The sequence below is a fragment of the Bacillus sp. GW821-FHT11D08 genome, from assembly GCF_058808515.1.
On record NZ_JBXARS010000005.1, the window covers coordinates 116,499 to 141,078 of the forward strand.

27 protein-coding genes are annotated in these 24,580 nt (G+C 47.1%); 26 read left to right on the forward strand and 1 reads right to left on the reverse strand.

Annotated features, from left to right (window positions below):
• The first annotated feature begins 2 nt into the window (after nt 1-2).
• The 25 genes from menG (at nt 3) to AC1RRX_RS11845 (ending at nt 23,203) form a co-directional block, all read left to right on the forward strand.
• Complete coding sequence (gene menG, locus AC1RRX_RS11725) at nt 3-704, forward strand: demethylmenaquinone methyltransferase (protein ID WP_003153453.1); 702 nt, start codon at nt 3-5, stop codon at nt 702-704.
• A gap of 28 nt (nt 705-732) precedes the next feature.
• Entirely contained in the window at nt 733-1,695 is a 963-nt protein-coding gene (gene hepT, locus AC1RRX_RS11730) for a heptaprenyl diphosphate synthase component II (protein WP_003153454.1), read from the forward strand.
• Between the two features lie 121 nt (nt 1,696-1,816).
• Nucleotides 1,817-2,263, forward strand: coding sequence for a nucleoside-diphosphate kinase (gene ndk / locus AC1RRX_RS11735; RefSeq protein WP_007409456.1), 447 nt, complete (start codon nt 1,817-1,819; stop codon nt 2,261-2,263).
• Between the two features lie 189 nt (nt 2,264-2,452).
• The gene (locus tag AC1RRX_RS11740; protein WP_039063265.1) at nt 2,453-3,223 is read left to right on the forward strand and encodes a protein-glutamate O-methyltransferase; all 771 of its coding nucleotides are present in this window, start codon (nt 2,453-2,455) and stop codon (nt 3,221-3,223) included.
• Nucleotides 3,224-3,294: 71 nt separating this feature from the next.
• On the forward strand, nt 3,295-4,467 hold the full coding sequence (aroC, locus tag AC1RRX_RS11745) for a chorismate synthase (protein WP_003153459.1): 1,173 nt from the start codon (nt 3,295-3,297) through the stop codon (nt 4,465-4,467).
• The gene (gene aroB, locus AC1RRX_RS11750) at nt 4,467-5,555 is read left to right on the forward strand and encodes a 3-dehydroquinate synthase (protein ID WP_015417725.1); all 1,089 of its coding nucleotides are present in this window, start codon (nt 4,467-4,469) and stop codon (nt 5,553-5,555) included. Before aroC ends, aroB begins: the two co-directional genes overlap by 1 nt.
• Nucleotides 5,552-5,935, forward strand: a complete 384-nt coding sequence (gene aroH / locus AC1RRX_RS11755) for a chorismate mutase (RefSeq protein WP_003153463.1) — start codon at nt 5,552-5,554, stop codon at nt 5,933-5,935. Before aroB ends, aroH begins: the two co-directional genes overlap by 4 nt.
• Before the next feature lie 223 nt (nt 5,936-6,158).
• Nucleotides 6,159-7,706, forward strand: coding sequence for an anthranilate synthase component I (trpE, locus tag AC1RRX_RS11760; RefSeq protein WP_032866310.1), 1,548 nt, complete (start codon nt 6,159-6,161; stop codon nt 7,704-7,706).
• Entirely contained in the window at nt 7,678-8,694 is a 1,017-nt protein-coding gene (gene trpD, locus AC1RRX_RS11765) for an anthranilate phosphoribosyltransferase (RefSeq protein ID WP_020955999.1), read from the forward strand. The genes trpE and trpD overlap by 29 nt, the downstream gene beginning before the upstream one ends.
• Complete coding sequence (trpC, locus tag AC1RRX_RS11770) at nt 8,687-9,439, forward strand: indole-3-glycerol phosphate synthase TrpC (RefSeq protein ID WP_020955998.1); 753 nt, start codon at nt 8,687-8,689, stop codon at nt 9,437-9,439. Before trpD ends, trpC begins: the two co-directional genes overlap by 8 nt.
• Nucleotides 9,440-9,443: 4 nt before the next feature.
• Complete coding sequence (locus AC1RRX_RS11775; protein ID WP_042635306.1) at nt 9,444-10,097, forward strand: phosphoribosylanthranilate isomerase; 654 nt, start codon at nt 9,444-9,446, stop codon at nt 10,095-10,097.
• Complete coding sequence (gene trpB, locus AC1RRX_RS11780; RefSeq protein ID WP_020954213.1) at nt 10,078-11,280, forward strand: tryptophan synthase subunit beta; 1,203 nt, start codon at nt 10,078-10,080, stop codon at nt 11,278-11,280. The genes AC1RRX_RS11775 and trpB overlap by 20 nt, the downstream gene beginning before the upstream one ends.
• Nucleotides 11,273-12,070 (forward strand): tryptophan synthase subunit alpha, encoded by a 798-nt coding sequence (trpA, locus tag AC1RRX_RS11785; protein WP_061582116.1) that lies wholly within the window; start codon nt 11,273-11,275, stop codon nt 12,068-12,070. The genes trpB and trpA overlap by 8 nt, the downstream gene beginning before the upstream one ends.
• An 11-nt stretch (nt 12,071-12,081) precedes the next feature.
• Nucleotides 12,082-13,164 (forward strand): histidinol-phosphate transaminase, encoded by a 1,083-nt coding sequence (hisC, locus tag AC1RRX_RS11790; protein WP_007409465.1) that lies wholly within the window; start codon nt 12,082-12,084, stop codon nt 13,162-13,164.
• 51 nt (nt 13,165-13,215) lie between these two features.
• On the forward strand, nt 13,216-14,331 hold the full coding sequence (locus AC1RRX_RS11795) for a prephenate dehydrogenase (protein WP_033574764.1): 1,116 nt from the start codon (nt 13,216-13,218) through the stop codon (nt 14,329-14,331).
• Nucleotides 14,332-14,342: 11 nt separating this feature from the next.
• Nucleotides 14,343-15,629, forward strand: coding sequence for a 3-phosphoshikimate 1-carboxyvinyltransferase (gene aroA / locus AC1RRX_RS11800; protein ID WP_144464486.1), 1,287 nt, complete (start codon nt 14,343-14,345; stop codon nt 15,627-15,629).
• Nucleotides 15,630-15,944: 315 nt separating this feature from the next.
• Nucleotides 15,945-17,216, forward strand: coding sequence for a tetratricopeptide repeat protein (locus AC1RRX_RS11805; protein WP_144464484.1), 1,272 nt, complete (start codon nt 15,945-15,947; stop codon nt 17,214-17,216).
• 73 nt (nt 17,217-17,289) lie between these two features.
• Entirely contained in the window at nt 17,290-17,829 is a 540-nt protein-coding gene (locus AC1RRX_RS11810; protein ID WP_003153482.1) for a ReoY family proteolytic degradation factor, read from the forward strand.
• A 54-nt stretch (nt 17,830-17,883) separates the two neighbouring features.
• Nucleotides 17,884-18,330 carry a YpiF family protein gene (locus tag AC1RRX_RS11815; RefSeq protein WP_039063262.1) on the forward strand — a complete coding sequence of 149 codons (447 nt, stop codon included), beginning with the start codon at nt 17,884-17,886 and terminating at the stop codon, nt 18,328-18,330.
• A 138-nt stretch (nt 18,331-18,468) separates the two neighbouring features.
• A complete protein-coding gene (locus AC1RRX_RS11820) occupies nt 18,469-18,972 on the forward strand; it encodes a Rieske (2Fe-2S) protein (protein ID WP_003153484.1) in 504 nt (167 codons plus the stop codon).
• A 1-nt stretch (nt 18,973) separates the two neighbouring features.
• Nucleotides 18,974-19,648, forward strand: coding sequence for a menaquinol-cytochrome c reductase cytochrome b subunit (qcrB, locus tag AC1RRX_RS11825; protein ID WP_003153485.1), 675 nt, complete (start codon nt 18,974-18,976; stop codon nt 19,646-19,648).
• A gap of 31 nt (nt 19,649-19,679) precedes the next feature.
• Nucleotides 19,680-20,447, forward strand: coding sequence for a menaquinol-cytochrome c reductase cytochrome b/c subunit (locus tag AC1RRX_RS11830; protein ID WP_007409471.1), 768 nt, complete (start codon nt 19,680-19,682; stop codon nt 20,445-20,447).
• Between the two features lie 107 nt (nt 20,448-20,554).
• Nucleotides 20,555-21,148, forward strand: coding sequence for a lipoprotein heptaprenylglyceryl N-acetyltransferase LhaT (gene lhaT / locus AC1RRX_RS11835; protein WP_021734183.1), 594 nt, complete (start codon nt 20,555-20,557; stop codon nt 21,146-21,148).
• A 67-nt stretch (nt 21,149-21,215) separates the two neighbouring features.
• On the forward strand, nt 21,216-21,998 hold the full coding sequence (ypjB, locus tag AC1RRX_RS11840) for a sporulation protein YpjB (protein WP_020955993.1): 783 nt from the start codon (nt 21,216-21,218) through the stop codon (nt 21,996-21,998).
• A 29-nt stretch (nt 21,999-22,027) separates the two neighbouring features.
• Nucleotides 22,028-23,203: an oxalate decarboxylase family bicupin gene (locus tag AC1RRX_RS11845; RefSeq protein ID WP_144464482.1), complete on the forward strand. Its 1,176-nt coding sequence runs from the start codon at nt 22,028-22,030 to the stop codon at nt 23,201-23,203.
• Between the two features lie 23 nt (nt 23,204-23,226).
• Here the strand turns inward: AC1RRX_RS11845 and AC1RRX_RS11850 are convergent, their stop codons facing one another.
• A complete protein-coding gene (locus AC1RRX_RS11850) occupies nt 23,227-24,099 on the reverse strand; it encodes a YitT family protein (protein WP_003153493.1) in 873 nt (290 codons plus the stop codon).
• 142 nt (nt 24,100-24,241) lie between these two features.
• On the opposite strand from AC1RRX_RS11850, the gene AC1RRX_RS11855 reads away from it, so the two are divergent.
• Nucleotides 24,242-24,577: a nucleotide pyrophosphohydrolase gene (locus tag AC1RRX_RS11855; protein ID WP_003153495.1), complete on the forward strand. Its 336-nt coding sequence runs from the start codon at nt 24,242-24,244 to the stop codon at nt 24,575-24,577.
• Nucleotides 24,578-24,580 lie beyond the last annotated feature (3 nt).

Here is a 24,580-nt window from a genome sequence, read left to right on the forward strand (position 1 = left end):
ACATGCAGGAGTCAAAAGAACAGCGCGTACACGGCGTGTTTGAAAAAATCTATAAAAATTATGACCAAATGAACTCTGTTATCAGTTTTCAGCAGCATAAAAAATGGCGCGATAAAACGATGCAGATCATGAATGTAAAAGAAGGCGCAAAAGCGCTTGATGTCTGCTGCGGAACGGCTGACTGGACGATTGCCCTCGCAGAAGCGGCCGGAAAAAGCGGCGAAATCAAAGGACTGGATTTCAGCAAAAATATGCTGAGCATCGGTGAGAAAAAAGTGAAAGAGGGCGGTTACAGCCAAATTGAGCTTTTGCACGGAAATGCGATGGAGCTTCCTTTCGCTGATGATTCTTTTGATTTTGTCACCATCGGCTTCGGGCTGCGGAACGTTCCCGACTATCTGACCGTGCTGAAAGAAATGCGGCGGGTCGTCAAACCGGGCGGGCAGGTCGTATGTCTGGAAACATCCCAGCCGGAAATGTTCGGATTCAGACAGGCATATTTTCTTTATTTTAAATACATCATGCCTTTCTTCGGAAAAATGTTTGCGAAGAGCTATAAAGAATATTCTTGGCTTCAAGAATCGGCAAGAGAATTTCCCGGTATGAAAGAACTTGCGCGTCTGTTTGAAGAAGCGGGCCTGACGAATGTCAAATACCATTCGTTTACCGGCGGAGTGGCCGCTACGCATATCGGTTGGAAATGATGAATATACAGATGTTTGGGTGAATGATATGAAATTTAAAATGGCCTATTCTTTTTTAAATGACGATATTGATGTGATCGAAAGGGAGCTTGAGCAAACGGTGCGGTCAGACTATCCTTTGCTGAGTGAAGCCGGGCTCCACCTGCTCCAGGCGGGCGGCAAGCGGATCCGCCCTGTTTTCGTATTGCTTTCCGGCATGTTCGGCGACTATGACATTAATAAAATAAAATATGTTGCGGTGACGCTGGAAATGATTCATATGGCGTCCCTCGTGCATGACGACGTCATTGATGACGCTGAGCTGCGGAGGGGAAAACCGACCATCAAAGCCAAGTGGGACAACCGCATCGCCATGTATACCGGTGATTATATGCTTGCGGGCTCACTTGAGATGATGACGAGATTGGATGAGCCGAAAGCCCACCGAATCCTGTCCAAAACCATCGTAGAAGTATGCCTCGGAGAAATTGAACAGATCAGAGATAAATACAATATGGAACAAAACCTCAGAACCTATTTGCGCCGCATCAAACGGAAAACGGCTCTTCTCATTGCCGTCAGCTGCCAGCTCGGCGCCATCGCTTCGGGAGCTGATGAGAAGATTCACAAAGCATTATATTGGTTCGGTTATTACGTGGGCATGTCCTATCAGATTATTGACGACATTCTTGATTTCACTTCAACGGAAGAGGAACTGGGAAAACCGGTCGGAGGGGATCTGCTGCAAGGAAATGTCACTCTGCCCGTTTTGTACGCGCTCCGTCAGCCTGAATTGAAAAATCAGCTGAAATTAATTAACAGTGAAACAACACAGGAGCAGCTCGCCCCCATTATTGAAAATATTAAACGCACAGACGCGATTGAAAAATCAATGGCCGTTAGTGACAGGTACTTAAAAAAAGCGTTTGAAAAACTGAATACACTGCCGAGAGGACGTGCGCGCTCATCATTGGCCGCCATCGCCAAATATATCGGCAAACGGAAATTTTAAATTCCTTTTTACGAACAAGATGTGAACATTCTCCGCCCTGGATTGATTAATTGTCAGAAAGATGTTACGATTTCGGTGTGCAACTTGAAAGCCTATACATAATGATGGGGTGGAGAATCTTATGGAAAAAACTTTTATCATGGTAAAACCGGACGGCGTACAGCGCCAGCTGATCGGAGAGATTTTATCCAGATTTGAGCGTAAGGGCTTACAATTGGCAGGAGCCAAGCTAATGCAAGTTTCAGAACAGATGGCTGAAAACCATTATGCTGAACATAAAGGGAAGCCGTTTTTCGGCGAGCTTGTGGAATTCATTACATCAGGACCCGTATTTGCAATGGTATGGGAAGGGGAAAATGTAGTAGAGATCACAAGACAGCTGATCGGAAAAACGAACCCGAAAGATGCACTGCCGGGCACAATCCGCGGTGACTACGGCATGTTTGTCGGCAAAAATATCATTCACGGTTCAGACTCCTTAGAAAGCGCTGAGCGGGAAATTCACATTTTCTTTAAACAGGAAGAGCTTGTACCGTATCAAAAATTAATGGCCGACTGGGTGTACTAAACCGTCAGCCTTTCTTTTTCTCGTATTATGAAAAGGTTTACATCATTTATGAAAGACAGAGGCTGCGCTGCCCTGTCTTTTCGTTTCTCACAAATCAGCCCGCGGGCTGATTTTTTTATTGAAATCGTACAATTTCGACAGAAAACAGGCTATACTAGGACAAAAGACAGCGAGATTGGGAGAGAAGCAATGGAGCCTTACGACATTTTTATCACCAAGTGGAAACAAATAACCGGCGTTGATTTATCTTTATACAAAGAAGCACAGATGAAAAGGCGGCTGACGTCCCTTTATGAAAAGAAGGGGTTCAGAGATTTTCAGGAATTTGCCGCCGCTTTGGAAAAGGACAAGCTTTTATTAAACGAAACATTGGACAGAATGACGATCAATGTTTCTGAATTTTACCGAAATTATAAACGGTGGGAAGTTCTTGAAACCTCAATTCTTCCGTTAATAAAGCATAACAAACCGTTAAAAATATGGAGTGCGGCCTGTTCAACGGGAGAGGAGCCCTATACTTTGGCTATGATTCTCAATCAGCAGACGGGACTGGCCGGATTTGATATATTGGCGACAGATATTGATGAAAAGGCGCTAAGCAAAGCTAAGCGGGGCATCTACCAGGAACGCTCGCTGCAAGAGGTGCCGGCTTCCGTGAAAAGCCGTTATTTCACCAAGCAGGCTGACAACAGTTATCAAGTAAAACAAGAGATTCAGAACAACATCCGGTTTAAGCGGCACAACCTGCTTGCCGACAGCTATGAACAGGATTTTGATCTGATCGTCTGCCGCAACGTCTTTATTTATTTTACTGAAAAAGCAAAAGAAGAGCTGTATGTGAAAATGGCGGGCAGTCTGAAAAAGAACGGAATTCTGTTTGTCGGCAGTACAGAACAAATTTTCAGCCCGGAAAATTTCGGCCTTGAGAGCACTGATACATTTTTTTATCAAAAAAGATAGAAGACATTTAATGAAAACTTGTGGTATAGTTTTACTTAAAAGCGTTAATGCGATGAAGGGAGAAGAAAGAAATGAGATACTTAACAGCCGGAGAATCACACGGTCCGCAGCTGACGACAATTATAGAAGGTGTGCCTGCGGGGCTTTATATAACTGAAGAAGACATTAATTTTGAGCTTGCCAGACGTCAAAAAGGGCACGGCCGCGGACGCCGCATGCAGATTGAAACGGACAGAGCGAAGATCACAAGCGGCGTGCGGCATGCCCGGACACTCGGTTCACCGATCGCGCTCGTTGTAGAAAATAAAGACTGGACCCACTGGACAAAAATTATGGGCGCCGCACCGATTACAGAAGAAGAAGAAAGTGAAATGAAACGCCAGATTTCAAGACCGAGACCGGGGCACGCAGATTTGAACGGTGCTATTAAGTATAATCACCGTGATATGAGAAATGTGTTAGAACGATCTTCCGCGCGTGAGACAACGGTTCGCGTGGCTGCCGGAGCCGTCGCTAAAAAGATTTTAGCGGAGCTTGGCATTAAAGTCGCCGGGCATGTCCTGCAAATCGGCAGCGTAAAAGCAGAGAAAACCGATTACACATCCATTGAGGATCTCAAACGGGTAACGGAAGAATCACCGGTCAGATGCTACGATGAAGAAGCAGGCCGTCAAATGATGGCAGCCATTGATGAAGCGAAGGCAAACGGCGACTCGATCGGCGGAATCGTTGAAGTGATCGTCGAAGGTATGCCGGTCGGTGTCGGAAGCTATGTCCACTATGACCGTAAGCTGGACAGCAAGCTCGCTGCTGCCGTTCTGTCGATTAACGCGTTTAAAGGCGTAGAGTTCGGCATCGGTTTTGAAGCGGCCGGCAAAAACGGCAGTGAAGTTCATGATGAAATCGTATGGGATGAAGAGAAAGGCTATACACGCGCCACAAACAGGCTCGGAGGATTAGAAGGCGGTATGACGACGGGAATGCCGATTGTCGTCCGCGGCGTTATGAAACCGATCCCTACTTTGTACAAGCCGCTGAAAAGCGTCGACATTGAAACGAAAGAACCGTTTACAGCGAGCATTGAACGTTCAGACAGCTGCGCGGTTCCGGCAGCAAGTGTAGTGGCTGAAGCAGCAGTGGCCTGGGAAATCGCAAATGCCGTCGTAGAACAATTCGGGCTTGACCAGATCGACCGAATTAAAGAAAATGTTGAAAACATGAAAAAATTATCGAGGGAATTCTGATGAAAGAGCTTGAGGTTCGGACAGCTTCCTCCGCATATCCCGTGTATATCGGTGAAGGTATAAGGAAACAGGCCGCTGCCCTTTTGTCTTCACTGAACAGGCCGCTGACAAAGATCCTTCTCATCATCGATGCTGAAGTTGACCGGCTTTACGGTGATGAGATGTTCCGGCTTTTAAACGAAACATGGCCCGTGAAAAAAGTGATCGTTCCAAGCGGAGAAGAAGCGAAATCTCTAAAAGAGTATGAACGGATTCAAACGGAAGCGATCGCTTTCCATATGGACCGCTCCTCATGTATGATCGCCTTCGGAGGCGGCGTGACGGGTGATTTGGCCGGCTTTTGCGCAGCAACTTTTATGCGCGGAATTGATTTCATTCAAATGCCGACGACACTGCTTGCCCATGACAGCGCGGTCGGCGGCAAGGTGGCCGTCAACCATAAACTCGGAAAGAACTTAATCGGCGCGTTTTATCAGCCGAAAGCGGTGATTTACGATACGGAGCTACTGAAAACCCTGCCGGAACAAGAGCTGAGATCGGGCATGGCTGAAGTGATCAAACACGCGTTTATCGCCGATCATGCTTTTTTAGAAAAACTTCTCACGTTTGACACGTTGCAAGGACTGACAAGCGCTGAGCTGAATGAAATGATTTATAAAGGAATTTCAATCAAATCGGCTGTCGTGCGTGAGGACGAAAAGGAAGAGGGGATAAGAGCTTTTCTGAATTTCGGCCATACGCTCGGCCATGCTGTTGAGGCGGAATACGGCTACGGACGGATTACACATGGAGATGCGGTCGCCCTCGGCATGCAGTTTGCCCTTTACGTGAGTGAACAGGTTGCGGGTTGCAAGATGAACAGGAAAGAACTCACACAATGGCTGATTGGGCTCGGCTACCCGGGAAGCATCAGACAAGATATTGAAACGCCGGTTCTCTCCGCCCGGATGATGAATGATAAAAAAACGCGCGGAGGCATGACACAGTTCATCGTGTTAAAAGAATTAGGCGAAGCGCGGGACTGCATGCTTTCAAAAGATGAGCTCGAAAATTTGCTGAACAAATGGCGAATGGAGGAAACAGCATGATGATACGCGGCATTCGCGGAGCAACAACGGTGGAACAAGACACCGAACAAGAAATATTAGAAAAAACACAGCAGCTGCTTGAAAAAATCATTGAACAAAATGGATGCAAGCCGGAAGACGTTGTACAGATCCTGTTATCCGCCACGCCTGATATCCATTCCGTATTTCCGGCAAAAGCGGTCCGCCGCCTTTCCGGGTGGCAGTACGTCCCGGTGACGTGCATGCAGGAAATGGATGTCACCGGCGCTCTGCAAAAGTGTATCCGTGTCCTGATGACGGTTCAGACGGATACGCCTCAGGATGAAATCAAGCATGTCTATTTAGAAAAAGCCGTTGTGTTAAGGCCGGATTTATCATTGACAAAAAATACTGACATGTAATACGATAAACAAAGCTTAGAAATACACAAGAGTGTGTATAGAGCTGGTAAGTAAGACATTGAACAGTTGAGTTTAGAATAGGGTAGCAGAGAATGAGTTTAGCTGAGCTGAGATAAACACGTTTTTATTCTGCCCAAAAGAAGCCTTTCTTTTGGGTTTATTTCTTATACGCAAGACTCCTCTCACTCTTCATCTCATTCTCCTTACCGTAAGGAGGAGAATCATGAATTTACAATCGGATGTTTCTTTATTTTTAAAGGACAGTCTGACACACCGCACCATTCCAATCGCAGAGACTTTTACGGTCGACACGATCACACCCATTCAGATGGTTGAAAAACTGGACAGAAACATTACGTATCTTTTAGAAAGCAAGGATGAGTCGTCAAGCTGGTCGAGATACTCTTTTATCGGCCTTGATCCTTTTATCACCATTAAAGAGAGTCATAACACATTCACTGCCGCTGATCCAAACGGGCATACGCTGTTTGAAGCCGGAGAATTAAAAGCCGTGCTTGACTGGATGAATGAGAGCTTCCGCATTAAAACACCCGAGCTTGATATCCCATTTTCGGGAGGGGCGGTCGGTTATCTGAGCTATGACATGATTCCTTTGATTGAGCCTTCCGTGCCAAGCCACGCGAAAGTAACAGATTTCGAAAAATGTATGCTGTTTGTCTGCCGGAAAATCATCGCGTACGACCACGAAACGAAACAAGTGCATTTCATTCAATATGCGGAGCTTAACGGCCGGGAGACGGAGGGAGAAAAGCGGGCCGTTTTTAAAGAAAATTGCGCGGAGCTTCGTAAGCTTATCGGTATTTTGACAGAATCGAAAGATATGAAAGAGCCGTTTTTTTCTAAAGAAACGTTTGACACGCCAAGTTTTGCCGCTGTGACATCCAATTATACGAAAGAAGAGTTTATGGCCGGCGTCGATAAACTGAAAGAATATATAAAAGCGGGAGACATTTTTCAAGGGGTGCTTTCGCAAAAGTTTGACATTCCGGTATCCAGACATTCATTTGAGCTGTACAGGGTGCTCCGCATCATCAATCCTTCACCCTATATGTACTATATCAAACTGCCTGACAGAGACATTGTCGGGAGTTCGCCTGAACGTCTGATCCGCGTGCATGACAGGCACCTGGAAATTCATCCGATTGCCGGAACGAGAAGAAGGGGCGCCGGAAAAGAAGAGGATGAACGCCTGAAAAAAGAGCTGATGAATGACGAAAAAGAAAAAGCTGAACATTACATGCTCGTCGATCTTGCGCGCAATGACATCGGCAGAGTTGCGGAGTACGGTTCCGTAGCCGTTCCGGAATTCACAAAGGTCGTTTCTTTTTCACATGTGATGCACATCATCTCTGTTGTAACCGGCCGTTTAAAACAGGGCGTCCATCCCGTTGACGCGCTGATGTCAGCATTCCCGGCAGGAACACTCACGGGCGCTCCGAAAATCCGCGCGATGCAGCTTTTAAATAAATTAGAACCGACTTCCAGAGAAACCTACGGCGGATGTATCGCTTATATCGGATTTGACGGGTCGATTGATTCGTGTATTACCATCCGCACCATGAGTGTCAAAAACGGTACGGCGTCGGTGCAGGCGGGCGCGGGAATAGTCGCCGATTCCGTCCCGGAAGCCGAATATGAAGAAAGCTGTAATAAAGCGGGGGCGCTTTTAAAAACGATTCAAATCGCAGAAGACATCTTTTCTGGCGGGGAGGAGAAGACGGATGAACAAATTTCTGCAATCGTGCGTTAATGGCCGTACGCTGAAAACCGGAGAAGCCGAAAAGCTGATGGAGATGATGATGAACGGGGACATGTCGCAGTCTGAGATCGGAGGGATTTTATCGGTATTAGCCCACCGAGGTGAAACGGCGGAGGAGCTTGCCGGATTTGTAAAAGTGATGCGGGCGCGGGCACAGACATCAGGTGGCTTGGCGGATGTCGTTGATACGTGCGGAACAGGCGGAGACGGGATTTCTACGTTTAACATATCCACGGCAGCGGCGATTACAGCTTCTGCTGCCGGAGCTAAAGTTGCCAAGCACGGAAATCGCTCCGTTTCGTCTAAAAGCGGCAGCGCGGATGTGCTGGAAAAACTGGGGGTTTCCATTCAAGCCACTCCAGAAAGCGTTAAACGCAGCATTGAAATGAAACAAATGGGGTTTTTGTTTGCGCCGCTGTTTCATTCGTCAATGAAGCACGTCGCCGCCGCAAGAAAAGAGCTTGGCTTTCGAACCGTATTTAATCTGCTGGGCCCGCTCAGCAACCCGCTGCAGGTGAAGCGGCAGGTGATCGGCGTCTATTCATTTGATAAAGCGCGCCTGATGGCAAGCGCTCTGGAACAATTTGATGTCAGACACGTCATGCTTGTGTCGGCCCGTGACGGATTAGATGAACTGTCCATCTCAGCACCGACCGATATCATTGAACTGAAAAACGGTGAACGTCTGGAATATTCCGTTTCACCTGAACAATTCGGTTTTACAGAAGGTTCACTAAAGGATATTCAAGTGAGTTCATCGGAAGAAAGCGCGCTCCTCATTCAGAATATTTTTGCAAATAAAGCTCCGTCATCCGCTCTGCATATTACCGCCTTAAATGCGGGCGCGGCCATTTATACGGCAGGTCTTGCAAATGATCTGAAAGAAGGAACGAAAACCGCCTTAGAAGCGATTCAAAACGGAGATGCCAAAAGGCAGCTCGAACGTCTGAAACAGAAAGAGGAAGAAATGTATGCTTGATCAAATCATTCAGCAGAAAAAAGAAGAAATCAAATCCATCGTGCTGCCGGAAACCTGTCAAATTGAACGGAGATCCTTTAAAGAAGCGCTCCTGAACCCGAACCGTTTTATCGGGCTGATTGCCGAAGTGAAAAAAGCTTCGCCGTCTAAAGGATTGATTAAAGAGCATTTTGTTCCGGAAACGATTGCGGCGGATTATGAAGCGGCTAAAGCCGACGCCCTTTCGGTTCTCACGGATACCCGTTTTTTTCAGGGGAGAAATCAATTTCTGACAGATGTTAAACAAACCGTGTCTCTTCCTGTCCTGAGAAAAGATTTTATTATTGATTCCCATCAGGTGGAGGAATCGTTCAGGATCGGCGCCGATGCCATTTTGCTGATCGGGGAAGCGCTGGAACCTTCAGAGCTTCATGAGCTTTATCTGGAGGCCCGCGAGAAGGGCATGGACGTGCTCGTTGAAGTCCATGATGAAACTGTGCTTGAACGGATTTTACAAGTGTTTCAGCCGGACATTCTCGGCATAAACAACCGGGACTTAAAAACGTTCCGTACTTCTGTTTCGCAAACGGAAAAAATAGCCCAGCTTGTACCGGACGGCTGCCTGCTGGTCAGCGAAAGCGGCATCGGTTCTTTGGCTGACCTGCAATTCGTCAACAAGCACGGGGCGCAGGCTGTATTGGTCGGAGAATCCTTAATGAGAGAGGATTCGCAGCAAAAGGCGATCCGCGGACTGTTCGGGGAGTGATGATATGAAAAAGCCTGAGGTAAAGTACTGCGGGATACGATCGAAGCGTGATTACGAACTTGCGGCAGCTTCAGGAGCGGATTATCTGGGATTTGTTTTTGCCGCAAGCAAACGGAGAGTAACGCCGGATGAGGTCCGGAAATGGAAAGAGCAGGTCCGGACAGACAAGAAACATGTCGGAGTATTTGTAAATGAAACGATAGAAAACATCGCGCAAATCGCCTCTGATCTGGCACTTGACGCCATCCAGCTTCACGGAGATGAATCGCCTGAGGATGCCCTCCGTCTCCGTCCGCTTGTGCGCTCGGAGATATGGAAAGCGCTCCATCACGGGGAAGGGACGCTTCGTCAGATGGCTCAATTTGCACCTGCTGTCGACGGCTATGTCATTGATTCTTCAGTAAAAGGAATGAGAGGCGGCACGGGAATCGCGTTTTCGTGGGCTCGTGTCCCCTTGTACCGAAAGCAGGCTCAAAATGCAAACAAGCGCTGTTTTATTGCGGGCGGCGTTAATCCTGAAACGATTACCGGCTTACTGAGATCGCGTCCGTGCGGTATAGATCTTGCCAGTGGAATTGAAAAAAACGGACAAAAGGATCAAACACTGATCCGGCTTTTAGAAGAAAGGATGAACCACTATGTATCCATATCCAAATGAAATCGGAAGATACGGCGAATTCGGCGGCAAATTTGTCCCTGAAACATTGATGCGGCCACTTGAGGAAATCGAGACGGCTTTCAAAGAATTAAAGAATGATCCCGTTTTTCATGCCGAATATAAAAAACTACTGTTTGATTACTCCGGAAGACCGACCGCATTAACGTTCGCAGACAGGGTGTCAGAGTATTTGGGAGGGGCGAAAATCTATCTGAAAAGAGAAGATTTAAACCATACCGGCTCTCATAAAATTAACAACGCGTTAGGCCAGATTCTGCTTGCCAAAAAGATGGGCAAAACGAAAATCATCGCCGAAACCGGTGCGGGACAGCACGGTGTCGCTGCCGCGACAGCCGCCGCAAAATTCGGTTTTAAGTGTACAGTTTTTATGGGTGAAGAAGACGTTGCACGCCAGTCGCTGAATGTATTCCGGATGAAACTGCTCGGCGCGGAAGTGGTGCCGGTCACAAGCGGAAACGGCACGCTGAAAGATGCGACGAATGAGGCGATCAGGTATTGGGTCCAGCATTGTGAAGATCATTTCTACCTTATCGGTTCTGTAGTGGGGCCGCATCCGTATCCGTATATCGTTCGCGAATTTCAGAAAATCATCGGCGAGGAAGCGAAAGAACAGCTCCGCCGGGTTGAAGGAACGCTCCCGGATAAGGTTGTTGCATGTGTCGGCGGCGGAAGCAATGCGATGGGCATATTTCAGGCCTTTTTAGACGAAGATATTGAGCTGATCGGCGCCGAGGCGGCCGGAAAAGGAATTGATACGCCGCTGCATGCGGCAACGATCGCAAAAGGGACACTCGGGGTGATTCACGGTTCAATGACCTATTTAATACAAGATGAATACGGGCAGATTATCGAACCGTATTCCATTTCAGCCGGCCTTGATTACCCGGGGATCGGCCCTGAGCACGCCTATCTGCATAAAAGCGGCCGTGTAACGTACGAAAGCGTGACAGACGATGAAGCGATTGCCGCGTTACGTCTGCTTTCTGAAACAGAAGGTATTCTTCCGGCTATTGAATCTGCCCACGCCCTGGCAAAAGCGTTTGAAATGGCAAAAGACATGGATAAAGACAAAATCATTCTCGTCAGTTTGTCGGGAAGAGGAGATAAAGATGTTCATACGCTGATGAATGTTTTGGAAAACGGGGTGGAGACACATGTTTAATCTGCGAGATTCTGAAAAATTATTTATCCCTTTTATTACGGCTGGCGATCCGCTTCCTGACATTTCTGTTGAGCTGGCAATATCATTGCAGAATGCAGGCGCTTCTGCCCTTGAAATCGGCGTTCCTTACACAGATCCGCTTGCGGACGGACCCGTCATACAACGGGCTTCAAAACGGGCTCTGGAAAACGGAATGAATATCGTAAAAGCAATTGAACTTGGCGGCAAAATGAAAAAAAACGGCGTTCATATTCCAATTATCCTCTTTACGTATTATAATCCTGTGTTACAATTAGAAAAAGAATACTTTTTCGCTTTACTGCGGGAAAACGACATAGACGGTCTGCTTGTACCCGACCTTCCATTAGAGGAAAGCGCCCTTTTGCAAATGACATGCAAAAAGGAGAACATCGCTTATATCTCACTGGTTGCGCCGACAAGTGAAGACCGTTTGAAAATAATTACTGAACAGGCCTGCGGCTTTGTGTATTGTGTATCCTCTTTAGGAGTGACGGGCGTACGCAGCGAATTCGATCCGTCTGTATACTCTTTCATACGTAAGGTGAAAGAATTCAGCCCTGTTCCGGTGGCGGTCGGTTTTGGCATTTCAAACCGCAAACAGGTTGACGGGATGAATGAAATATCTGACGGTGTCGTTGTCGGCAGCGCGCTTGTCAAAAAAGTTGAAGAGCTTAAAACAAAGCTTGTGAATCCCGAAACAAGAGCCGATGCGCTTCTTGAATTTGAAGAATACGCAAAGACGTTCGGACGACTGTACAGTGTAAAATGAGGTGACTGGATTTGCAGATTAAAGAACAGCTGCGGCAGCTGAAACCGTATCAGCCGGGCAAACCAATAGAAGAAGTGAAAATGGAATACGGGCTTGAGAAAGTAGTAAAACTCGCTTCTAACGAAAATCCGTTCGGCTGTTCACAGGCCGCTAAAGATGCGCTGCATCAGGAGATTGAGCAGCTTGCGCTGTATCCCGACGGTTACAGTGCCGCTTTGAGAACACGGCTCAGTGAGCATCTGCAGGTCAGTGAATCTTCGATCATTTTTGGCAACGGCTCTGATGAGCTTGTGCAGATTATCTGCCGTTCTTTATTAAATGATCAGGCAAACACGATTACCGCCGCCCCGACTTTCCCGCAATACAGACACAATGCGGTGATTGAAGGCGCTGAGGTGCGCGAGGTTCCGCTCCGCAGTGACGGCGCTCATGATTTGGACCGGATGCTGGAAGCAATTGACGGCGAGACGAAAATCATATGGGTATGCAACCCCAATAATCCGACGGGGACATATACTTCTGAGCAAGAGCTAATTGCCTTTTTAAACAGAGTTCCCGAGCATATACTCGTTGTACTTGATGAAGCGTACTACGAGTATGTTACGGCGGAAGATTACCCAGAAAGCATTCCGCTTTTAAAGCAATATCCGAATGTTATGATCCTCCGCACCTTCTCTAAAGCGTACGGACTTGCCGCGCTGCGCGTCGGATACGGCATTGCGGACGAAGCACTGATCCGTCAGATTGAACCGGCGAGAGAGCCGTTCAATACGAGCAGAATCGGTCAGGCTTCGGCACTGGCAGCGCTTGATGACCAGACATTTATTCAGGAATGCGTCGAGAAAAATAAAGCAGGCCTTAAGCAGTATTATGATTTTGCAGAAACTCACGGATTAACTTGTTATCCTTCACAAACCAACTTTGTGCTCATTGATTTTAACCGCCCGGCGGATGAACTGTTCCAAGCCCTGTTGGAAAAAGGATATATCGTCCGCTCAGGACAGGCGCTCGGATTTCCGACAGCGTTAAGGATTACGGTCGGTACGAAAGAGCAGAATGAGGAAATTCTCACAATTTTAGCTGAAATATTATAAGAGGTGATCAGGCATCACCTCTTTGCTCTATTAAAATAGTTGAAAAAGGAAATGAGTGAAATGAAGGATACTATATTGCTTGCGGGGATCGGGCTGATCGGCGGATCGATCGCATTGGCCATCAAAAAGGAGCATCCGCATAAACGGATTATCGGTGTGGATATTTCGGAAGAACAGCTCACTGCCGCGCTGAAGCTCGGAATTATTGACGAGCGGGCCGGCTCATTTACGGAAGGGGCGCAGCAAGCGTCTGTTGTCATTATCGCCACGCCTGTCGCCCAAACGCTGAAAATGCTCGATGTGCTGGCCGCATCAGACATCACCCATGAACTCCTGATTACGGATGTGGGCAGCACGAAACAGAAAGTCGTCAGCTACGCCGACAAAGTGCTTCCGGCTCACTATCAATTTGTCGGCGGCCATCCGATGGCGGGATCTCATAAATCCGGGGCCGCTGCCGCGAAAGAATTTTTATTCGAAAATGCGTTTTATATTTTAACACCCGGAAAATCAACTTCTAAAGAGTCAGTAACGCATCTGAAGGAACTCTTGAAAGCGGCAAACGCCCACTTTGTGGAGATGACCCCCGAGGAGCATGACGGCGTAACGAGCGTCATCAGCCATTTCCCTCATATCGTTGCTGCAAGCCTCGTACATCAGGCTCATCATGCTGAAGAAGATTATCCGTTTTTGACACGTTTCGCAGCCGGCGGTTTTCGGGACATCACCAGGATCGCCTCAAGCAGTCCGGCGATGTGGAGGGACATACTTCTTCATAACAAAGATAAACTGCTTGACCGCTTCAAAGAATGGAAACGGGAGATTGACACGATCGAATCTTATGTAGAAAATGAAGATGCGGACAGCCTGTTCGGATATTTTAAAAAAGCGAAAGATTATCGCGACGGTCTGCCGCTCCGTCAAAAAGGAGCGATCCCGTCCTTTTATGACCTTTATGTCGATGTTCCCGATCATCCGGGGGTCATTTCAGAAATTACGGCGATATTGGCAGAAGAAAAAATCAGTATCACCAACATCCGCATTATCGAAACAAGAGAAGATATTAACGGAATTCTCAGAATCAGTTTCCAGACTGATGATGACCGGAAGCGTGCGGAAACCTGCATTCAATCCCGCGCCAAATATGACACATTTTACGCTGACTGAGGTGGAAAACATTGAAAAGAGAAAAAGTGACGTCTTTAAACGGTGAAATTCATATTCCGGGGGATAAATCCATCTCCCACCGTTCTGTTATGTTCGGAGCGCTTGCGGAAGGAACCACAACGGTAAAAAACTTTTTGCCCGGAGCCGATTGTCTGAGCACCATTGCCTGCTTCAGAAAAATGGGTGTCTCCATTGAACAAAACGGAAGTGATGTAACGATATACGGGAAGGGCATTGACGCACTTTGTGAGCCTGACAGCCTTCTTGATGTCGGAAATTCCGGCACGACTATCCGCCTGATGCTCGGCATTTTAGCCGGACGCCCATTTCACAGTACGGTAGCGGGCGACGAAAGTATTGCAAAGCGCCCGATGAAGAGGGTGACGGAGCCTTTAAAACAGATGGGAGCCGCGATTGACGGAAGAGCGGACGGAGGATTTACGCCTTTATCCGTAAGAGGCGGACAATTGAAAGGCATTGATTACGTCTCCCCTGTTGCAAGCGCGCAGATCAAATCCGCCGTGCTGCTTGCCGGATTGCAGGCTGAAGGGACGACGACCGTCACTGAGCCTCATAAATCAAGAGACCATACGGAACGGATGCTGAACGCTTTTGGTGCCGAGCTTGCGGAAACGGAGACGAGCGCTTCCGTAACGGGCGGTCAGAAGCTCCGGGGAGCTGATATTTTCGTGCCCGGCGATATTTCTTCAGCAGCCTTTTTCCTTGCGGCAGGCGCTGTCGTTCCCGGAAGCCGGATTGTGCTGAAAAACGTCGGCCTGAACCCGACACGCACGGGAGTGATTGATGTCTTAAAGCAAATGGGAGCTTCACTTGAAGTGATTCCTTCAGAAGCGGACAGCGCAGAGCCTTACGGAGACCTGGTTATTGAAACCTCAGCTCTGAAAGCGGCAGAAATCGGCGGAGAAATCATTCCCCGTTTAATTGACGAGATCCCGATTATCGCCCTTTTGGCAACGCAGGCTGAAGGCGCAACTGTCATTAAAGACGCTGCGGAGCTGAAGGTGAAGGAAACGAACCGGATCGACACCGTCGTATCAGAGCTCCGGAAAATCGGCGCAGACATTGAACCGACTGAAGACGGCATGAAAATACACGGCAAAAAAACGCTTGCGGGCGGAGCCGATGTGTCAAGCCACGGCGACCACCGCATCGGCATGATGCTCGGTATCGCTTCATGCCTGACAGAAGAGCCGATTGACATCCGTGATACTGAGGCAATCCATGTCTCATATCCGACATTTTTTGAGCATTTAGATCAATTAGCCAAAAAAGCCTGAAGAGATTCTTCGGGCTTTTTTCTTCATGTGTCATAAAACTTTGGGCTTTGACATAGCTTGTCTTAAACAGAAAATAACAGAAAGGGGGAATGCGTTTTCGTTACAGAGACAGCCGGAACAAATTGCGCTGTTTGCGTATAAAGATGCCGTCCCCTTTTTTGCCGTTTTCCTCTTAATCATTTTCTGATAAACTATAATGCCGGGTGAAGCATCTTATTTGCGGGCAGGCCCTGTCTGAATTATGATAAGAATAACCCGAATAAAAACCCTTTTCATTGGTTGATGAGGTATAGGAAAAGAAAGGACCGGTCTGATTTGAATACATTGATCCAAGAAGCCATAAAATTAGTTGAAGCAGGTGAAACCGAAAAGGGACTCGAAGCGCTTTCAAAAGCTGAAACGCAGCTTCATGACGAAGACAAAGCCATTGCAGCCCAGCTCTACTATGAATGGGGAAACGCCGAAAAAGCGTTAGCGCTGATCAGTGATCTGCATGACCTTTATCCGGATGAGTCTGAGCTGACGAATTTTTACGCCGAATTGTTAATAGATATTGATGAAGAAGAAAAAGCTCTTGAGGTGCTGGAGACAATTTCTCCGGAAGACCCGTCTTACGCGGAAAGCCTTCTTTTAATGGCTGATCTGTATCAGATGCAGGGCTTATTTGAAGTAAGTGAGCAAAAGCTGTTACAGGCGAAAGCGATGTTACAAGATGAACCTGTTATTGATTTCGCTCTGGGGGAATTATACTTTACTCAGGGATCATACGCAAAAGCCGTTCCTTACTATGAAGAGACGGCAAAAGAACGGCACGAAATCGGCGGCGTAAATGTTCATCAGAGGCTGGCTGAGTCATTGAGCGCGGCGGGTGAATTTGAGGAAGCGATTTCATGGTATGAAAAAGCGGCGGCAGAACATACAGAACCGAATACGATTTTCGGGTACGGGTTTACAGCCTATCAGGCGGGAATGGTCAAAACAGCCATCAAGCAGCTGTCTGATTTAAAAGGGCTTGATCCTTCCTATTCATCGCTTTATATGCCGCTTGCAAAAAGCTACGAGGCAGAAGGCATGTATGAAGATGCATTAAAAACCGCTAAAGAAGGTATTACTTACGATGAATACAATAAAGAGCTTTTTCTCTATGCGGCGAAAATGGCGTTAAAGCTCGGCAACGAAGAGGAAGGCAAAAAGCTTCTTCAGGAAGCGCTGGCGCTCGATCCGGGTTACGTGGAAGCGCTCCATACGCTTTTAGCCGTCTATCATAAAGAAGAAAGCTTTGAAGAGATTATTGATCTGATTCAGGAAGTCCGCGGCTACGGAGAAGAAGATCCGAAATACAATTGGTATTTGGCGGGTGCTTATACAGGCCTTGAGCAATACGCTGAAGCGAAAAAAAGCTTCGAAGCTGCGTATCTCCATTATCAGGATGATCGGGATTTCTTATATGAATACGCTCACTTCTTATTGGAAGAGGGTCTCCAGAAAGAAGCGCTGCCGCTTTTAAAACAAGTGCTTTCAATGGATGGAACAAACGAAGAGCTTGAAGAAACAATCTTACGGATAGAGGATGAATTTTTAAGATAAGCAGGATTTTGGACCATGCTTGCTGAATGTATAAGTGATGTCAGATTATACGATCGATAGAGGAGGGAATTACATGCAGACCCCTGTTTCTGTCAATGAAAAAAAGGATTTTATCCGTTGGTTTTTAAATCATTATCAGCTTAAACGCCGGGAGTGCGTCTGGATTTTAAATTATTTAATGAGTCATGATTCATTAATGGAAAAAGTCCATTTTGTAGAACAAGCCGAATTTTGCCCGAGAGGCATTATCATGTCTACTCATTGCGTTGATGAGGTGCCGTTTAGGTTTTACAAAGAAAATGTCATGACTACGGACGCGGAAAAATCTTTTCACGACATCCGGTTAAATAAACAGCAGGATTTATTTATCCAGCTGAATTTCCGTTCGGCCTACAGCTCACCGGAATATGCCGCTGTTCTTGAATCAAATCCGCATCTGCCGAAAGACCTGTTTGAAAATAAACAGGATCAGGGGATGGCCGAAAAAATATTAGAACATGCCATTTCCACTTTCCAGCGGGAAAAGCTGCTTAAAGATATCGACGAGGCGCTGGACCGCCACGACAAAGAAACATTTGAAAAGCTTTCCCGCCAATTGAATCAGCTCACATAAATGACAGCCTTGCAGAATATGCAAGGCTTGTTGCGTAAAGAGGAGGAACGAGACATGAGATGGAGGGCCGCTGATGCCGATGCCTATTTACAATCTGCGGATTACATTGATACCGCTGTCATTCCGTTAATTTCCATAACATCTTCAGGAGGCTTGAAAGAGGCCGTTGAACAGGGGGAAAGCACCCAATTGCTTTCTGAAGAGCTTGAGCGCCAATTGAAGGGACGGGTATATTTATTCCCCTCTTATACATATGTTGATATAGACCAATCACAAATCGCCCTGCTTAAAAAACTCAAAGACGAGGTGATGACCAACTTTCGCCACGCCTTGTTCCTGACGGCAGACGAAAAATGGAAGGATTCTGAAATAGGGTCTGATGTCATATACATACCTGCCGTTCCGTTTGAACATATGAAAGACTCTTTAAAGAGAAAAATAGCGGATGATAAGTGCGGAGAAATTTTGAACGTTTTGTTACAGAAGTGGAACAATTCTTAAAAACACCAAGCATCCCGCAAAACACCCGTTTTGCCTCTGTTGACCTTGCTGAAAGATTCATATATTATGAGGGTGTTAAATCTCAGAATTATTTTCTATTTTAGTTAATTTTTGGTCAATCTTTAGGGGGGGGAAGAGATGGGCGGAAAACAAGATATATCAAGAAGACAATTTTTAAACTATGCGCTCACCGGCGTGGGGGGTTTTATGGCCGCCAGTGCGCTTATGCCTATGGTCCGTTTTGCGCTGGACCCGGTATTAAAACCGACAGGAGATCAAAAAATGGTGCAGGTTGTCAGTGTGGATGAGCTGACGAAGGAGCCGAAGCGGTTTGACTTTAAAATTCATCAAGTCGACGCCTGGTACGAATCGGAAGAATCCAGGTCAGCCTGGGTTTACAAGCATGGGGATGAAATTATAGCGCTTTCTCCGATCTGTAAGCATTTGGGCTGCACCGTAAACTGGAACAATGATCCTAAAAATCCGAACAAGTTCTTTTGTCCCTGCCATTACGGGCTGTATGAAAAAGACGGCACGAACGTTCCGGGCACGCCGCCGCTCGCGCCTCTTGACCGTTATGAGCAAAAAGTAAAGGACGGCTTTTTGTATCTTGGAAAAGCAAAGCCTAGGGGGGAAGGGTGACATGCTGAACAAAATTTATGACTGGGTGGATGAACGTCTCGATATTACGCCGATGTGGCGGGATATCGCCGACCATGAAGTGCCGGAACATGTAAATCCCGCTCACCATTTCTCGGCTTTTGTCTATTGTTTCGGCGGTTTGACGTTTTTTGTAACCGTTATCCAAGTGTTGTCCGGGATGTTTTTAACGATGTATTATGTGCCGGATATAAAAAACGCGTGGGAATCTGTGTATTATTTGCAGAATGAAGTCGCTTTCGGGCAGATTGTAAGGGGTATGCACCATTGGGGTGCAAGTTTAGTCATTGTGATGATGTTTTTACATACGCTCCGGGTTTTCTTTCAGGGAGCTTATAAAAAGCCTCGGGAATTGAACTGGATCGTCGGTGTTCTGATCTTTTTTGTGATGCTCGGTCTCGGTTTTACAGGGTATCTGCTTCCATGGGATATGAAGGCGCTGTTTGCGACAAAGGTAGGTCTTCAGATTGCGGAGGCGACGCCATTGATCGGAGCGCAGGTGAAAACTCTTCTTGCCGGCCACCACGATATTGTCGGCGCCCAAACGCTGACGAGATTTTTTGCGATTCACGTATTTTTTCTCCCTGCCGCTTTGTTTGCGCTCATGGGCGCCCACTTTGTCATGATCCGCAAGCAGGGAATTTCAGGACCGCTTTAATACAAATCTGATATAAAAGGGAGGGGATGACATGCACCGGGGGAAAGGAATGAAGTTTGTAGGAGATTCAAGGATACCGGCTGAAAAAAAACCGAATATACCGAAAGACTATTCAGAGTATCCTGGAAAGACAGAGGCGTTTTGGCCGAACTTCCTGCTGAAAGAATGGATGGTCGGGGCCGTTTTCCTCGTCGGATTTCTCGTTTTAACGATTGTGCACGAGCCGCCTTTGGAACGGGTGGCGGACCCGACGGATACAGGGTATATTCCGCTGCCGGATTGGTATTTTCTATTTTTATACCAGCTATTAAAATATGAATATGCCGCAGGGAGCTACACCGTTATCGGCGCGATGATTATACCGGGTCTTGCCTTCGGGTCGCTGCTTTTGGCTCCGTTTCTCGACAGGGGGTCTGAAAGAAGGCCGTGGAAGCGTCCGGTTGCGGTCGGCATGATGCTTTTGGCGCTTTGCGCTACGGTCTTTTTAACGTGGCAGTCAGTCGCGACGCATGACTGGGCGAAGGCGGAGGAGCAAGGGAAAATCAAAAAAGAAGCCGCCATTGATACTGAATCAGACGGTTATAAGGTATTTAAAGAACAAGGCTGTATTTCCTGTCACGGGGATAATCTTCAAGGCGGAAGCGCCGGTCCGTCCCTGGTCGATAACGGGCTGAGCCCGGAAGAAATTAAAAAAATCGCCGTTAAAGGGAAAGGGCAGATGCCAGCCGGTATTTTTAAAGGGAATGACAAACAGCTTGATCAGCTGGCGAAGTTCATTTCTGAAACGACAGCGAAATAACGTATTGTGAAGTAGACAATAGCAGGATATACTTTTATGAAAAGAGCTGACCGGATGTCAGCTTTTTTTGCATGATACATACTTTTTACGGACTGAGAGTTGATGGTATGAGGTGGATTTCTTATCTTTTAGGGTTGCGCGGCATGCTTCTGCTTGTTCTTGCCGTTAATTTTATCGGTACGGTGTACGGCTATTATTGGTATGTGCCTCAGCTTGCGGACACGCCGTTCCGATTTCTGATATTTGTGCCTGACAGCCCGACGGCGACGTTTTTCTTCCTGTTCGTGCTTCTGGCATTTCTCATGGGAAGAAACGCGCCGCTGTTTGAAGCGCTGGCTCTTGTAACCCTTGTAAAATACGGGCTGTGGGCGGTCGGAATGAATGTCTTTGTGCTGGTCAAAATGGGGCAGATGCCTTGGGAAGGGTACATGCTGATTGCTTCACATTTTGCCATGGCCGTTCAAGGCGTTTTATACAGCCCGTATTTTCGGTTCCGGTTATGGCATCTTGCCGTTGCCGCTGTTTGGACGCTTCATAATGATGTCATTGATTATCTTTTCGGCATGATGCCCCGCTACTCAATGCTCAATGACTATATGCAAGAGATCGGCTATGCTACATTCTGGCTGAGCATATTTTCACTCGGCCTTGCATACTATTTGGTGATTTCTAAAAGACGGATAAAGCTTGACTTACACTGATAGAATCTTGGTCTAACCTTGTCCCGCTCCTCATATTCTGTAAAGAGAAGGAGTGGGAGGGACCTCTATGAAACGAAAGCTGACGATCTGTCTTTTACTTGCTCTTATGTGTTTCATCACAACTGCCAAAGCTGAAGATGAGGGCGGTCTCAAGGAACTGAACGACCTTTCGGATACCGTTTTCCAAATGACGCGGCGTTCGCAGTATGATGAGGCTCTGCAAGTGCTTGGCTACTTTAAGAAAAAAATGACACACGTAAACTCACTGAGCGGCGCCGAAGTCAGGCAGGTGACTCTGGGTTTCAATGATTTAGTGCGCGTTCTGAAACAGGCAGACGCCTCAGATACCGAAAAAATCCGGGCAGCCGCCCAGTTCAGGTTGGTAATGGATGCGATGGAAGACCACTCCGATCCGCTGTGGGGTTCGCTTGAAAGACCGATTATGGCGACATTCAGCGCCTTAAAAGAAGATGTCAGCGGAAACGGAAGTGAAAATTTCAATGAAAAGTGGAATGAATTTATATCATTATATGATTTAATTTATCCCAGCCTGACAATGGATGTGTCGGCCGGCCAGCTTGATACGGTGGCGAAACATATCGAGGTGATTGAGCAGGACGGGTTTCAGCAGATGACAAAAGGAACAAAGCTTGAGCGTCTGACGCTCCTGCAACAGGATTTAAAGCGGGTTTTTGACAAGGTGGAGCGGGATGACGCTGACCCTTCGCTGCTCTGGGTCATTCTGACAACAGGCGGTATCATTATTACTGCGCTGACATATGTCGGCTACCGAAAATACAGAGCGGAAAAAAAGAAAGAGAAAAAGCGTGAGTATCCTAAGTCTAAATAAACACAAATTGCTGTAAAGGAGCTAAGTCAGTGAAAAAACTCATCCAGCAATTGGCTTCAAAACACCTCCCGCAGCCGATCAGAGGCAGAAAAGGGGCGACTGACGAAGGACCGCGAAACCTCGCGCGTGACTTCCAGAATCCTGACATGCTCGTTCCGCCTTCAACGGATGCAGGAACGGTTCAAAACTTGAAATTCTCATTTTCTGATACGCATATGAGGCTTGAAGACGGCGGATGGTCCAGAGAGGTGACGGTCAGGGAACTGCCGGTATCCAAAAACATCGCGGCGGTGAACATGAGACTGAAGCCGGGAGCTGTGCGGGAGCTTCATTGGCATAAAGAAGCCGAATGGGGATATGTGATTAACGGAGGAGTCCGTTTAACTGCGGTCGATCAAAATGGGAGGAATTTTATTGACAACGTAAGTGAAGGGGATCTGTGGTATTTTCCTTCCGGCATTCCTCATTCCATTCAAGGATTAGAGCAGGGCAGTGAGTTTTTGCTCGTCTTTGATGACGGCTCTTTTTCAGAAAACAGCACCTTTTCAGTAACGGACTGGTTTGCCCATACCCCGCGCAGCGTGCTGGAGGCGAACTTCGGTGTTCCCGGATATGATTTGGCTTACATCCATAAAAAAGAGCGTTACATGTTCCAGCTGGAACCGCCTCCCCCTATTGAAAAGGCAGCAGTTTCTTCCCCGGAAGGCACCGTTTTGGAGCCGTTCAGCTACAAGCTTTCCCGGCAGGAGCCTCTTGTTACCAGCGGGGGAAGAGTAAAGATTGTCGATTCAAAAACGTTTAAGGTGTCAAAAACGATTGCCGCAGCTCTCGTGGAAGTCGAACCCGGAGGCATGAGAGAATTGCATTGGCATCCGAATACGGACGAGTGGCAGTACTATCTTTCAGGAGAAGCGAAAATGACGGTGTTTGCGGCGGAGGGAAGAGCGCGGACATTTAACTATCAAGCAGGTGACGTAGGATATGTTCCTTTTGCAATGGGACATTATGTTCAGAATACCGGTGACACCGTGCTTCGCTTTCTGGAAATTTTCAAAAGCAACCGTTTCGAAGACGTCTCCTTAAACCAATGGCTGGCACTGACGCCGCAGCGCTTCGTCGAGCAGACGCTCAATGTCAGTCCGGCATTCGCCCGCCGATTGAAAAAGAAAAAATCACCGGTTGTCAAATGGAAACACGAACAGTAAAGGCGGCAAAAGCCGCCTTTTTATTATCGTCTGATCGGATTTTTATTTTCATCAAGCGTAAATCCTTCGCCGAGCACATCATGGACGTCGCTTACTGCAACAAAGGCGTGCGGGTCAACGGAAGTGATGACGCTTTTCAAAAGCACAATTTCGTTTTTCGGAACGACGCAGTAAAGAACGTCCCTGTCTTCTTTTGTATATGATCCCTGTCCTTTTAAAACGGTGACGCCGCGCTCCATCTCTTCAATGATTTTTTGCTGGATCAAATCGTTTTTCGAAGAAATAATCGTTGCCCCTTTTGCGGCATAGCCGCCTTCCTGAATAAAATCAATCAATCTCGCAGCGACAAAAACGGCTACAAGCGTGTACATCGCTTCCTTGTAAGAAAGATACGTAAACAAAGAAAGCAGAATGACACAGGCGTCAAAGGCAAACATCGTCCGGCCCATCGGGATTCCGAAAAACTTGTTGATCAGCCTGGCGATGATATCGACCCCGCCCGTCGTGCCGCCGTATTTAAAAATAATACCGAGACCCGCGCCGATAAATACTCCGGCGAACAAGGCGGCCAGCGCTAAATCATGGGACAGCGGCATATGAATTTCGTAGCGCTGAAAAACACTCAGAAAAACAGAAAGAGAGACGGTGCCGATCAGGGTATAGACAAACATCGTTCGGCCGAGCATACGCCAGCCGATGAAAAAGATAGGAATGTTCAATACCAGGTTGGAAATAGAAGGGCTGATGTGGAATAACGCATATAAAAGCAGCGTAATGCCGGTAAATCCGCCTTCCGCCAAATTGTTCTGCATATTAAAGTGAACCAGTCCGAATGAAAAAACAGCGGCGCCGATTAAAATAAAGCAAATGTTTTTGATTCTGATTTCTCCAAGCATTGCATCAAACCCCTTTTCCTTCCATAAGATTGCGTAAATATTATAGTGGATACAAAAGAAAACAGCAAACTGCCGTTTTTAACATTTGTCAAATGTACTTGAATTAGCTAACATGGAAGAGATGACAGGAGGTATTCGCACAGTGAGTGACAAAACGATGAAAGACTTACAAGCTGAGGTCGATGAATATATCGGCCAATTCAAAGAAGGCTATTTCAGCCCGCTTGCCATGATGGCCCGTCTCACGGAAGAACTGGGCGAACTTGCAAGAGAAGTCAACCATTATTATGGGGAAAAGCCGAAGAAAACGACGGAAAATGAGAAAAGCATGGAAGAGGAAATGGGCGATGTGCTGTTCGTCCTGATCTGCCTCGCCAACTCCCTTGATATTTCATTGGAGGAAGCTCATAACCGCGTCATGCATAAATTTAATACACGTGATAAAGACCGCTGGACTAGAAAAGAAGAAGGAAAGTAGGAG

Coding starts and splice junctions, on each gene's coding strand:
- menG (WP_003153453.1), top strand. CDS start 3: ATGCAGGAGTCAAAAGAACAGCGCGTACACGGCGTGTTTGAAAAAATC.
- hepT (WP_003153454.1), top strand. CDS start 733: ATGAAATTTAAAATGGCCTATTCTTTTTTAAATGACGATATTGATGTG.
- ndk (WP_007409456.1), top strand. CDS start 1,817: ATGGAAAAAACTTTTATCATGGTAAAACCGGACGGCGTACAGCGCCAG.
- AC1RRX_RS11740 (WP_039063265.1), top strand. CDS start 2,453: ATGGAGCCTTACGACATTTTTATCACCAAGTGGAAACAAATAACCGGC.
- aroC (WP_003153459.1), top strand. CDS start 3,295: ATGAGATACTTAACAGCCGGAGAATCACACGGTCCGCAGCTGACGACA.
- aroB (WP_015417725.1), top strand. CDS start 4,467: ATGAAAGAGCTTGAGGTTCGGACAGCTTCCTCCGCATATCCCGTGTAT.
- aroH (WP_003153463.1), top strand. CDS start 5,552: ATGATGATACGCGGCATTCGCGGAGCAACAACGGTGGAACAAGACACC.
- trpE (WP_032866310.1), top strand. CDS start 6,159: ATGAATTTACAATCGGATGTTTCTTTATTTTTAAAGGACAGTCTGACA.
- trpD (WP_020955999.1), top strand. CDS start 7,678: ATGAACAAATTTCTGCAATCGTGCGTTAATGGCCGTACGCTGAAAACC.
- trpC (WP_020955998.1), top strand. CDS start 8,687: ATGCTTGATCAAATCATTCAGCAGAAAAAAGAAGAAATCAAATCCATC.
- AC1RRX_RS11775 (WP_042635306.1), top strand. CDS start 9,444: ATGAAAAAGCCTGAGGTAAAGTACTGCGGGATACGATCGAAGCGTGAT.
- trpB (WP_020954213.1), top strand. CDS start 10,078: ATGTATCCATATCCAAATGAAATCGGAAGATACGGCGAATTCGGCGGC.
- trpA (WP_061582116.1), top strand. CDS start 11,273: ATGTTTAATCTGCGAGATTCTGAAAAATTATTTATCCCTTTTATTACG.
- AC1RRX_RS11795 (WP_033574764.1), top strand. CDS start 13,216: ATGAGTGAAATGAAGGATACTATATTGCTTGCGGGGATCGGGCTGATC.
- AC1RRX_RS11810 (WP_003153482.1), top strand. CDS start 17,290: ATGCAGACCCCTGTTTCTGTCAATGAAAAAAAGGATTTTATCCGTTGG.
- AC1RRX_RS11815 (WP_039063262.1), top strand. CDS start 17,884: ATGAGATGGAGGGCCGCTGATGCCGATGCCTATTTACAATCTGCGGAT.
- AC1RRX_RS11820 (WP_003153484.1), top strand. CDS start 18,469: ATGGGCGGAAAACAAGATATATCAAGAAGACAATTTTTAAACTATGCG.
- qcrB (WP_003153485.1), top strand. CDS start 18,974: ATGCTGAACAAAATTTATGACTGGGTGGATGAACGTCTCGATATTACG.
- AC1RRX_RS11830 (WP_007409471.1), top strand. CDS start 19,680: ATGCACCGGGGGAAAGGAATGAAGTTTGTAGGAGATTCAAGGATACCG.
- lhaT (WP_021734183.1), top strand. CDS start 20,555: ATGAGGTGGATTTCTTATCTTTTAGGGTTGCGCGGCATGCTTCTGCTT.
- ypjB (WP_020955993.1), top strand. CDS start 21,216: ATGAAACGAAAGCTGACGATCTGTCTTTTACTTGCTCTTATGTGTTTC.
- AC1RRX_RS11850 (WP_003153493.1), bottom strand. CDS start 24,099: ATGCTTGGAGAAATCAGAATCAAAAACATTTGCTTTATTTTAATCGGC.